The sequence below is a fragment of the Gynuella sp. genome, from assembly GCF_050297175.1.
GTDB lineage: Bacteria > Pseudomonadota > Gammaproteobacteria > Pseudomonadales > Natronospirillaceae > Gynuella.
The window spans coordinates 1-11,814 of record NZ_JBNKSF010000054.1 but is presented as its reverse complement, the minus strand read 5'-3'; the positions used below and the strand labels follow the sequence as shown (position 1 = coordinate 11,814).

The 11,814-nt window shown below is 47.2% G+C and carries 8 protein-coding genes and 1 pseudogene; 2 read left to right on the top strand and 7 right to left on the bottom strand.

The features are described from left to right. Positions 1–905: 905 nt before the first annotated feature. Genes ACQY6I_RS20960 through ACQY6I_RS20930 form a run of 7 tightly spaced genes read right to left on the bottom strand, consistent with a single transcriptional unit; the run spans position 906 to position 10,152 of the window. Entirely contained in the window at positions 906–1,811 is a 906-nt protein-coding gene (locus ACQY6I_RS20960) for a hypothetical protein (RefSeq protein WP_428243468.1), read from the bottom strand. Positions 1,812–1,822: 11 nt separating this feature from the next. Then, on the bottom strand, positions 1,823–3,118 hold the full coding sequence (gene glnT, locus ACQY6I_RS20955; protein WP_428243467.1) for a type III glutamate--ammonia ligase: 1,296 nt from the start codon (positions 3,116–3,118) through the stop codon (positions 1,823–1,825). A gap of 23 nt (positions 3,119–3,141) precedes the next feature. Then, entirely contained in the window at positions 3,142–5,802 is a 2,661-nt protein-coding gene (gene gcvPB, locus ACQY6I_RS20950) for an aminomethyl-transferring glycine dehydrogenase subunit GcvPB (protein ID WP_428243466.1), read from the bottom strand. Then, positions 5,795–7,075 (bottom strand): ATP-grasp domain-containing protein, encoded by a 1,281-nt coding sequence (locus tag ACQY6I_RS20945; RefSeq protein WP_428243465.1) that lies wholly within the window; start codon positions 7,073–7,075, stop codon positions 5,795–5,797. Before ACQY6I_RS20945 ends, gcvPB begins: the two co-directional genes overlap by 8 nt. An 11-nt stretch (positions 7,076–7,086) precedes the next feature. Then, a complete protein-coding gene (locus tag ACQY6I_RS20940) occupies positions 7,087–7,959 on the bottom strand; it encodes a phytanoyl-CoA dioxygenase family protein (protein ID WP_428243464.1) in 873 nt (290 codons plus the stop codon). A 12-nt stretch (positions 7,960–7,971) separates the two neighbouring features. After that, on the bottom strand, positions 7,972–8,175 hold the full coding sequence (locus ACQY6I_RS20935) for a hypothetical protein (RefSeq protein ID WP_428243463.1): 204 nt from the start codon (positions 8,173–8,175) through the stop codon (positions 7,972–7,974). A 24-nt stretch (positions 8,176–8,199) separates the two neighbouring features. Further along, positions 8,200–10,152: a carbamoyltransferase C-terminal domain-containing protein gene (locus ACQY6I_RS20930; protein ID WP_428243462.1), complete on the bottom strand. Its 1,953-nt coding sequence runs from the start codon at positions 10,150–10,152 to the stop codon at positions 8,200–8,202. Positions 10,153–11,172: 1,020 nt separating this feature from the next. On the opposite strand from ACQY6I_RS20930, the gene ACQY6I_RS20925 reads away from it, so the two are divergent. Together ACQY6I_RS20925 and ACQY6I_RS20920 are read left to right on the top strand one after the other, a co-directional pair. Further along, positions 11,173–11,514 carry a hypothetical protein gene (locus ACQY6I_RS20925; protein ID WP_428243461.1) on the top strand — a complete coding sequence of 114 codons (342 nt, stop codon included), beginning with the start codon at positions 11,173–11,175 and terminating at the stop codon, positions 11,512–11,514. 40 nt (positions 11,515–11,554) lie between these two features. After that, positions 11,555–11,814: pseudogene (locus tag ACQY6I_RS20920) on the top strand (transposase); the annotation flags it as partial.

Here is an 11,814-nt window from a genome sequence, read left to right as displayed (position 1 = left end):
CAGAGGTCGTCGTTTGAGAAAGTCAGAAATTATTTTCAGTTAAGCCGAACTCCACCGAATTTGTTGGCGACTTGATTTCATATCACACCATCAAGCACCCTATTTAAAAATCTGGTTCCTCAAGTAACCTGCTACGCCTCCTGGTCAGCCAGAACTATATTTTTGTTTGCTTTGGAACAAGATGTATATAGTTTGGTTCTGCAGCAAACCTGATTCATTCGATTTTTTTCTGCAAGGTAGTGGAGAATCATCATTGCCTTGTTTCGTTTTTTTATTTTAAAGTGGGTGTCCTGTTATGTTATTTACAGAGTGGCCAATTGTCGCACTATTCCCCCGGCAAGCAAACAGATCGTTCTGACATTCCTCGCACTTTATTTGAGTATTGATCAGGAACCAATAACACGGCCATTTATGACACAGCAATTCAGACTCCGGACAAAATCTTTACCTCACTAATTGCCCCGATTTTTAACACCCTCCACAGCGGCTCGAATACCCCTTGTGCGCCGGCTCATATTAGTGATCAGATTCAACAACATGTAACCGATCTGACCCCTGTTTTTATTGCCGGATGATAACAAAATCGAGCTGATCACTTCGTAATGTTTAAGGGTGGACTGAGACGCTGCACCGGCAAAGCCAGCTTACCGACCTGCCATAACAAATAAAAACTGACCACGAGCATATTGAAAGAGGCGTAGGGCATAGCTAACAATAAAGTCGTCTCTCATATGCACATACTTCAGAAGAAAAAGATCCATGTGACCAAATATTCTCAACAAATTATGTGACATAGAATAAGAACAGTTTTTACTAGGTTTAATAACATCCCAAAGCCATTTTCCCTGATAGCAATACAATCATTACAATACCAGATCAGCGCTATCTGAAGACAGGCCAGCCGTTTAAGAAGTCTGACGATGTACCATCTGTGCGGAGGTCCGTCTATTATTCAGATAGATACAAGAAAGAGACAGAAAGACAATAAACAAGATGGTAAAAGATTGAGTGGTCATCAAGTAATCGTGTCGGTTGATTTTATCAAATAAGAGCACTACCGCTGGAGAAATTGTCAGAGTCGTGCTCACCATCAGCGGCGTGGCGTACTCAATCCCTTTTTGCAAAAAGAAGTTGGCCATTGCCAATCCAACGATAGACACAAATAAAATAATATAGACTTGATACAGCGTGATATTTTGCACCGCGACCAATGGCGTCAGACTCCAGGAAATGACAATCAAAAATGGAAAACGCAGTGCCAGAACCACATAACTGGGTATTTTTCTTTCAGAAAAAGTGCGGGAAACACCAATTGTCATCGCAACTGTCATTGCGCATAACAACGCAATACCGATACCGGTAATCGAACGGCTTTGAATCCCACTGTCACGAGATATGTAGTCCTGCACAAGGAAAATCGTACATAACAGAATAAGTGTATGAAAAAACAGGGTTGTCACTGTTACTTTTTTGCCGCTGACGACCAGAAAAAGAGAGGTGAACACGGCTGGCATGCATTGTGTAATGGTCACAACTGCTGCTGGATTAATAAATTTGATGGCAAAAAAATAGAAGATCCAGTTGCATGCCGAAACCATATTCAGCAGCAGAATCTCTTTTTTCATGCTTTTCAATCCTTCAACAAAATGTCTTCCTTTCAATAGAAAAAGACTGGAGTATAACAACAGCACAATACTAAAGCTCATGGACATAACCAGAAAGACATTAATGCCCTTCAGCCAGTAGCTCAGAAGAACACTTTGTAATGAGGCAACAATAATGTTACCCAATATAAATACAAATCCTTTCATTGATCACCTTATTAACAGTCCAGTGTAACCTTATGTTCCCAGCTACTGACAGCATTTTTATACTGGTTCCACTGCTGTCGTCGCAGCGCCAGAATACTTGTTGCAAGTTCATTACCGACATATTCCTGTGTCACCTCACATGATTGCAAAGCGGTCAGAGCCTCTGCCAGATCCTGGGGAAAGGCGACCGTTTTTCCGTCAAGGACATAAGGTACACCAGGTGAACCCGGATCGATCATCTGATCAATGCCGGTCATTCCGGCGGACATCGCTCCAAGCTGCAACAGATAGGGGTTCGCTGAACCATCGGGAATACGGTATTCAAGCCGCCCATCATCAGGAACACGAACCGCCTGGGTCCGGTCATCACCAGACCAGGAGCTCTGATGAGAGACCCACGTGGCTCCTGATGAAGTCGTGATGGCATTCAACCGTTTAAAACTGTTCACGCTCGGATTTGTGAGCGCGCTGACGGCGGCCCCAAACTGCATCACTCCACCGATAAAGTGTTGCCCGGTTTGTGACAGCAGGGCGCGGCCCTCACCCTGCAAAAACAGGTTTTGTCCACGCTCATCCCATACAGAACAATGGATATGACAACCGTTTCCGGTGAGATGATCGAATATTTTAGGCATGAAACTGGCCCGCAGCCCATGCTGTTCGGCAATACTCTTCACGGCAAATTTGAAGAACGTATGCCTGTCCGCTGTCGTTAAGGCATCACTATATGTCCAGTTAATTTCGAACTGACCATTGGCATCTTCATGATCGTTCTGATAAGGAGCCCACCCCAAGGTATCCAGCGTCCCGCAAATCTCGCTGATCACATCATAGCTACGCATAAGGGCAGACTGATCGTAGCAGGGTTTGTGATAGACATCGCGAGTATCAGCAAGCTGCAACTCTCCGCTTTTCAGCAAAAAAAACTCGGCTTCAACTCCGGTCTTTAATATTCGCCCACGACGCTTTTCATCTTCACTCTTCAACCGCAACCGGTTACGTGGCGACTGCGACAATAGCTGACCTGCGGTATACAAATCGCCGGTAATCCATGCGACCCCAGGTTTCCAGAGTAACGGGACAAATGTTGAGACGTCGGGGTACACCACAATATCGGGATCAGCTGGCGTCAAGTTGAAATGGGCAGCAAAACCAGCAAAGGCAGCACCGTTGGTCATCAACGAATCGATGGCAGACACCGGGACCAGTTTGGAACGAACCACGCCAAAGAGATCGCTGAGTGAGACCAGAATAAATTTGATATTTTCTTCATGACAACGCGCTTTTAACAATGATGCATCAGGCACAAATACACTCTCCAATTATTTAGTTAGCAACAAACTGTTTTCATGGCCTGAATAAAGGCATCCAGAGTACTTTTGCTTTCTGTCTCTGTGGGTTCGATCAGTATCGCTTTTGACAATGCTCCCGGAAACCATACACACCCCGCTCCCACCATGGTTGGAGGATGAAAGCCCTGTGCAATAATGATGTCTGAAATTTCCTGCACGGACTTATCCACGCTGTCGGCATTCAATAAACATTCATGCATACAGGTTTTATCAAAAACCGTCGGAAAGCAGGTGCTCAAATGGTATTGGACGTAATTCGCATTCAAAATGGCATATTCCGAGGCTTCTCTCAGACCTTTAGCGCCCAGTGTGCGGATATAGGCCCAGGCACGAATGAGTACCGAAAAGTGACCCAGATACTGTTTCAGCGTGCCAATGCTCGCAGGGTAATCATTACCGACAGTATAGCTTTGCGTATCCGGAGAATACTGGATACGCGGCAGGGGTAGATATCTGGCCAAAGCGGCAGTCACCGCCACAGGTCCCGCACCCGGACCACCACCGCCATGTGGAGTAGAGAGTGTTTTATGAGCATTTAAATGCACGATATCGAACCCCATGTCTCCCGGGCGGACCAACCCCATAAGGGCATTCATATTGGCGCCGTCATAGTAAAGCAGGCCACCGTTACCATGCACAATCTCAGCAACGGTTTCGATGTTTTCTTCAAACAGCCCCAAAGTCGAAGGATTTGTAATCATCAGGCCGGCCACGTCCCCGGTCATCCTGGACTGAAGATCGTGAATGTCGAGCATCCCTTCCGCATTGGTTGCAACAATTTCACAGCGGAATCCCGCCATCGCTGCGGAGGAAGGGTTGGTGCCATGCGCCGAGTCCGCAATCAGAAGCGTATTACGCCGTTCCCCTTTCGAACCAAAATGCTTACGCATCATCAGCAGGCCCATCAACTCACCTTGTGCGCCTGCGGCAGCCTGGAGGGACACGGCGGACATACCGGTCAATTCGATGATATAGGTTTCCAGCTCCGCGAGTATTTGTAATGTTCCCTGCATCTCTTTGGTTGGCTGGAGAGGGTGCACATACCTGAAAGCATCCATCGCGGCATACTTATCGTTGCGCTTGGGATTATATTTCATGGTACAGGAGCCAAGCGGGTACATCCCCGTATCAACGCTGTAATTTTTATAACTGAGCAGGGTATAGTGCCGGACCACTTCTCGTTCAGCGAGCGCGGGGACAGACTCGCTATCTGACGCTGCGGGCAGAACGGTATAAAAATCCGTACTCGCGCAATGGCATGATTGATCAGACTGCCGGGCTTGACCAAAATACTCTTGGAAAGCTGCAAGGGCCTCATCCAGTTGAACCTGGGTTTTCGTTTCCGTCACCGCAAGACGCAAACAGTTGTCCATTCCCATCGACGCTAAATCGGTTCCACCGTAAATATTTCGAGCCTGTAACCAGACAAGCAGCAGTTGTACGTCGCCCTTAACTTCAATGACAAATTCATTAAAAAATGGGGCATGAAAACGCAGATTGATACCTTCGATCCTGGTCAGCTCGGTAGCAAAATCATGGGCGGCTTCGGCGTTCTTAAGCGCAATCCGCTTGAGCCCTTCGGAACCTCGCAAAGCCAGATATATGGCAGCCCGTATCACACAATGGGTCTGGTTGGAGCAGATATTGCTGGTGGCTTTATCACGGGCAATATGCTGCTCTCGTTCTTCACGGATCAATGCATAAGACGACTGCTGGGCAGCATCATACTGAACCCCCACGATCCGACCAGGTATGGCATCGGCAAAAGACGCCTGACAACCTAAAAACCCAAACGTCGCGCCGCCGGCATTCAAATGATTGCCCAGCATTTGTCCTTCACCACATACGATATCCACCCCCAATTCTCCGGGTGAAGCAAACACACCAGACAACATAGGATGGTAATAAAGTACCGAGGTAACGTGATATTTCTTACATAATGCAACAACGGCAGGAATGTCTTCCATCACGCCAAATGCATTCGGACACTGAAACCCAAAGGCATTGGGCGGACTGATGACAAACTGGGTTTCGAGGATATCCAGATCAATCCTGCCGTCATCTTTCCAGGTAATCGGCCGAAACAATTCAGCTTTACCCACAAGACTGCTTTCCAGAATCTGTTGAGTCTGTGGCCACACCGCAGCAGACAGCTGAAAACAACAACGTTCACCTTCATCTGCTGTAAAATGAACCATATTGAAAGCATCGACAAACGCTGTACTGCCATCGTAGGACGAAGTGTTCACCGTGCTGACACCAAGCAGTTTCTGCATTTGGCACTGATATTCCCACAAGACTTCCAGCAGTCCCTGGCTCATCTTCGGCTGGTAAGGCGTATAGCCCGTCAGGAATTCTCCGCGCTCACTCAGATAATCGACCACTGCCGGCACACTATGCTCATAGAGGCCTCCTCCAAGAAAACTGATTCTATCCAGTACCGTGCGGTTGTTCCTGGCTATTTGACGGACCAGAACATCAAGTTGTTCCTCTTCCAGCGGCGCAGGCAACGACAGGTCACGATCAAGGCGAATGGATTTGGGTATCGCGTGTAATAATTGCTCTGTATCGGTGAGGCCCATCGAAGCCAACATAGCCTGGACTTCTTGCTCGCTATGGACCACATAAGGACTATGCATTGGTATCATGTCTCGGGTTTTCAGGGTTGCTGAATCGAACCGTCACATGGTTATTCAGATTTTCGGCATGACGATAGGCTTCTTCCAAACTTGCACCCGTAGCACAAATTTGGCCTAACAGCATATTGCCGTTCGGTGGGCGTAAATTGACATCACCGGGAGACAGGAAAATTTTGAAATAGATGATATTGCTGAGCGTCTCTTCTGCTGGCGTATCAATCTCGCTGATTTCGCCTTCATCACAAATCATTGCAATGGCAACGACGACTTTGCCAGTGGGTTCAAGAGATGGTTGCCGGGGTTTAATACCACATGCAATATCCAGCGACGCTTTTATCGCGCAATAACCATAGGCTTCCCGTGTCATATGAGAAATCGGTCCGCCACCAGCCCGCGCGCCCATCTCCACAATATAAGGTTTGCCATTGTGGTAGCGGATCTCGGGGTGCAATACCCCACGCCGTACTCCCTGCGCTTTGGCCGCTGCTTCAACCAGTTCTTGAATATCGGCTATCTGACCCGCAGACAAACGCGTGGGCATCGTATAGATATCGTTGTCAAAAAGGTTCTTTTCTGGCGACAGACGATCACCGATCGCTCCTATCGTCACCACGCCATCCCAGACCCAGGCCTCCAGGCTATGCTCATTGCCGTTCAGATAGGTTTCCAGCAAAATACCGTCCGGTCCCTTGTTCGGGAAAGCCGGTTCAGCTGTCGACTGCGTGTGAATGGTCATCCCTACACTGGCCTTACGATAGCAATCGATCAGCTCCTCAGGCGTGTGAACTTTATAAATATGTTCACTCCCCCCACCCAGTGTCGGTTTGACAATCAGCGGGAAACCTACCTCACGGGCGAATTCGAGGGTCTTGTGCTCCTCTTCAATCAGGTGAAAGGCAGGGTGTCTGACGTTTCCCTGTTCATGGGCTGTGCGCATATAGTATTTATTACGGCACGTCACTGCACTGTCAAGACTGATACCATACAACCCAAGCTTACTGGCAATTTTCGACGTGGCGATGACGGCAAACTCAGACATGGTCGTGACAGCATCAAAATGTTCCTGTTCATTCCAGAGTTCCGCTGCATGGACAAAACCATCCGTCGTCATCTGAGTTGCAACCCGCACGTGTGGTGCATAAATTTCGGCATACTCAGGTTTGGCAATCAGAAAATAGAGCTCATAACCCTGATCCCGAAAAGGCTGATACCGTGTTTTTTTACACTCACCCGTCGGCTCGACTTCTACGATAAGTATTTTTGGCTTGCTCATATTCTGTACCATTATTCCGCCCACCCAAGTTGACGTGCAGAATAAGGCTCAATGAACGGCGAGGCATAACCATCCTGGGTCCAAAGAATAGGAAAATCGGTTTCTTCCATGTCGAGACGACCGAATTTCTTATAGCGGCTGTAAGTCCGGTTCACACTCAGTGGATTAGGATTAAACATGGATTCTGACGACATACAGTGTGCGACAATCGTTCTTCTGGGAACATCCGTTTTGTTGACGTCCGAGCCGTGCCAGATCCAACCGGAGTGAAACGTGCCTCCGCCAGCCTGGACTTCCACTTTTTCTGTATCAAAATCGCCTTTTTTCATTCTCTCCACGGCTATGCGCAAATCTTCATGAGGATCGCTTGGGCCATGAAACTGTTTGATTTTTCCGCTCTTATGCCATAAATGAGAGCCGGTAACATATTCAACGGTTCCACCCGTGGCGGTCGTATCGTCTAGCGCAATCCAACAACTCACCCAATCGTTGGGTACAATAAACTCTTCATAAGATGAGTCCTGGTGGAAACCAATGGGACGACCTCCCGGCGGCTTCCACAACAGATTATCCTGAGTGATACGAGTACCGGGCCAGCCACCCAGCCGAGCACAGGCTTCACCTATAAAAGCCTGAAGAATAACACTGGCGACATAGCGATCCGCCTTCCAGCCGTTACAAATCTGACGAGTCAGTTTTTCATCATCCCGGCCATGTTTCCAGTTGACTTCATCTGGGTCGAGGCCTGTTTCATATTCGCCATAAAAGATCTTGTCAAAACGACTCAGCAATAAATCAACCTCATGCCGCTCAATGATTTTATCCACGATGATGTACCCGTTTTCACGGTATTCAGCAACCTGTTCTTCGGTAATCTTCAACATCAGAAATCATCCTCACGCATGATCAATATCGTCACCAATACGCGCGAACCAGACTATGTCTTTAAACACGCTTTCCACATCGGCAAGGCTGCACTCATAACCTTTTATCTTAAAAAAGTGATGATAAGCCTCAGGTTCCGTTTCTATTTCAGACAGCTCTTGCTGCAATAATTTATTCACTGCCAGCTCGTTCATCAGATGGGTAAAACTCTTCATCTTTGACTCCCTAAAAAGTAATAATCAGGCTGAAGTCACACGCCAGCCGTTCAAATACAGGATCACATCACTCGGGCTGTGTTTAATGAATTCAATCGCGTCCTCCGGCGTTTCCATAATGGGCTCGTTAGGACCATTGAACGAAGTATTCATAACCACAGGGCAGCCGGTTTTCTCAAAAAAAGCTTTGATGAGTTCATAGTAGAGGCCGTTAACCGGCGACACAGTCTGTACCCGGGAGGTCTGGTCCACATGAGTCACTGCGGGTAGCAAATCGTTTTTGGCGGTGAAATTGAACAGCATGTATGGAGAATTATCCGGCCCGCCCTCAAAATAATCGCGCAAACATTCTTTCAGCATGGAAGGCGCAAACGGACGCCACAGCGCCCGGGTCTTGACGTGATTGACGCGTGGCCAGTTATCAGCATTACGGGGATCGGATAGGAATGAACGGTGACCCAACGCACGGGGCCCCACTTCACTGGCACCATCATAGAATGCAATAATCTTGTTATCAGCCAGATCATCCGCAGCCGCACTGCCGGGGTTATCGGCTTTAGTATAAACAATACCCTCCGCTTGTTTTAATGCAGCAAGACAATCCTCATCGCTCACCGGATTGCCGAGATATGGACTAACCGGTAAATCCCCATGACGTTCAATAAGCGGTTGATTAAATAAATTGTGGTAAGCCCATAAACCTGCACCAATAGAACAGCCACTGTCGTCGGTAAACGGAGGAACGAACAAATCCGAGAAAATCTGGCTGTCGTGGATTCTGGTATTTGATGGACAGTTCAACATGCAACCACCGGCCAGACACAGCCCTTCGGCACGAAAACCAAAGACATCCATAAGTCTGCGGGCCACTTCGGTGGTGGCAAACAGCGTTTCTTCAAAAAGCTTTTGCAGTGTGGCAGCCAAATCCACGTTTGGACCTTCCAGCACTTTCTCAGGATCGCCGAGCAAAGCGATATCATAATTCTGTGCTTTCAACTGATTCAGCAGGTATTCGTGCCAGGCGTATCGCAGTTCCGTGGCCTGGGGAAAACGACCCTCTCTCATCAAATGGTCAAAATCGGCCGCGTTACCCACAAGCTCCGGGGAGAAGATGGTTGGTTTACCGTAGGGAGCAAGGCCCATCATTTTTCCGTCCGGAGAACCACCGAGTTTAATCAGTGAACGCGACGTTTGAGAATAGAAACCACCAATTTCGAGGTGATGAGGAGCCAAAGGCAATAACTTCTGACCATCACCACAGAAGAACCAACCGCCACGCATCCCACCTGCGCCACCATCAGCCGTAATGACCGCTGATGAATCAAAACCAGAGCAGTAGTAAGCGCTGGCAGCGTGTGCTGCATGATGATTAATAATGTAACACGGTAACGATTTTCCCATGAAAACTGCACTGGCAGGATAATGGAAGCCGTATTGTGCATCTTTAAAAATATGCTTGTCAGAACCCAGACTCTCAGGGATCTCACGCAGAGGGACATATGGCATTGCCTGATTGACCTTGGCAAAGTCCATCCAGGGCAGAAATACAAAAGAAGCTGCTTTTTCACGATAACGCGGATCCAGAGAATGAGGAACCAGCATACGCCGCAGACGTAATTCCTTTTCCTTAGGGGTATTGCCCAGAAAAAAATCCACCGGATCCTTACCTTCCTGCTGAAGGTATGCTTCGATGAGTGACGGCACGTTATCCTGCGGGTGTCGTTTGTACTCTACCGAAAGCATTCCATCCATTTCGATATAGACATCTTCGCGCTGTGTCGACGTTAAAGCAATGGCGTCAATATCATCAATGTCGATATCGTGAGCCTGAAGAAATCTGGTGATCAGCTCCGAACTTAACCCAATGAACAGCTTTTTTTTCTTAATCCGTTCAGAAAGCTGAGTGCCAATGATTTCGCCATCCCGAATATAAGAAACAGCAGAGTCATGGCCAAAGTGAAATGCAAGAACGTTCATTCTCTTTACCCTATTTTGTGTAATTTTATGTTCATATAGATGGCCAAAACCAACTGTTCTTTTGAACGTTCGCGATGTAACAAAATCATCAGGAAGGTCTGCATAATTGATGCGTACATGACGTATCCATCAAAGCTCTTCAGAATCCTCCGTTTTCATCATAACCTGACGGAAAATTATGGAGATATAGCAAATTCTCTCAATATTTTTGATACAGAACGATCGCATCTGTTTTTGAGACAATAGTGATAAAGATGACAAATCTATTTTTTAAATCGAATAGATCCTGAACCATTGAGCGCCGTTGCAAACACAGGCTTGTAAGGCCACATCAAAAAAAAGTTGCAAGTCTGATCATGCTTCCAACAATCTGTTGTTTTGCTGCTAACAAGGGCACTGAATATACGAAGCTGTTTTACGCGTTTTGAACGGCCCGGTTTAACTCCAGGTGAATTCCGAGAAGCACTTCTATGCAATCCCAAATACTTCACCACAAACACACCGTTCGCTTAGCGGGATATAGAATTTCCAGTTCCGTCAGTCGTGCAAATCAGGATGTCTAAGGCCTTTAAAAAACTTTGTCGATCCGTTATCTGGTATCAATGAGGCATTTCTCTTTGAGTGGGCACTTGCAAAGAGTATTACCCAACATCTCGTTATGATCTACTCCATACCATCCAGCCTGAATCTGTCATCATCAAGTACAACAGCTTGATTGTCATTTACCTACATATTGATCTCGTTGATTCTCGCAAGCCCACCAATCAATGGTCACTCATTATTTCGAAGGATATGAATTCGTAACTATTCAGCTAAAAATAATTAAAAAATCTGTTGACAGGATTTTTCCATAAATTTCGTATTTTTGCATTACACTCAACATTCTATCCATACGAGCTCATGATCCTGCCTGAACCCTTTTGCCTCCGTTCTGAATTTCTCTTTTATCGCCATTGATATTCACGCCAACAACCGGCACCATTCGATACTGTATATTTATCAGTATAGAGATGTATGATCATGACCCGATCAAGGAAGTCGCAAATCTCACTTGAAGCCACGCCTTATTATCACTGTGTTTCCCGTTGTGTCCGTCGGGCATTTCTTTGTGGAGTTGATGCCCTCACCCAGATTAGCTACGAACATCGACGCCAATGGGTTGAGGATAGACTGTTGTGGCCGGGTGAGATATTCGCCATCGATATCTGCGCTTATGCCGTCATGTCTAACCATGTTCATGTGGTGCTGCATATCAATGTACTCCAAAGCCGGCAATGGTCCGCAGAAGACGTTGTGATGCGCTGGCATCGTCTGTACAAAGGCTCAGCACTCAGCCACCGGTTTCTGGGAGGGCAGGTTTAAGTCTCAAGCATTACTTGACGAACAGGCCTTAGCCGCCTGTATGGCGTATGTGGATCTGAATCCCATTCGAGCCAGGATGGCTGATACACCGGAAACGTCTGACCATACCTCCGTTCAAATGCGTATTGCTTGCGCCAAGGCGTCCAAACAACCCAGTGGTTTACTCCCTTTTGTTGGCAATCCCAGGGCAGACATGCCCGAAGGTTTGCCATTCCAATTAAGCGAATACCTGGAATTGGTGGATTGGACCGGCAGAGCGATTCGGGAAGACAAACGTGGATTTATTGCAAAATCACTTCC

Coding starts and splice junctions, on each gene's coding strand:
- ACQY6I_RS20960 (WP_428243468.1), bottom strand. CDS start 1,811: ATGAAAGGATTTGTATTTATATTGGGTAACATTATTGTTGCCTCATTA.
- gcvPB (WP_428243466.1), bottom strand. CDS start 5,802: ATGCATAGTCCTTATGTGGTCCATAGCGAGCAAGAAGTCCAGGCTATG.
- ACQY6I_RS20945 (WP_428243465.1), bottom strand. CDS start 7,075: ATGAGCAAGCCAAAAATACTTATCGTAGAAGTCGAGCCGACGGGTGAG.
- ACQY6I_RS20940 (WP_428243464.1), bottom strand. CDS start 7,959: ATGTTGAAGATTACCGAAGAACAGGTTGCTGAATACCGTGAAAACGGG.
- ACQY6I_RS20935 (WP_428243463.1), bottom strand. CDS start 8,175: ATGAAGAGTTTTACCCATCTGATGAACGAGCTGGCAGTGAATAAATTA.
- ACQY6I_RS20930 (WP_428243462.1), bottom strand. CDS start 10,152: ATGAACGTTCTTGCATTTCACTTTGGCCATGACTCTGCTGTTTCTTAT.
- ACQY6I_RS20925 (WP_428243461.1), top strand. CDS start 11,173: ATGACCCGATCAAGGAAGTCGCAAATCTCACTTGAAGCCACGCCTTAT.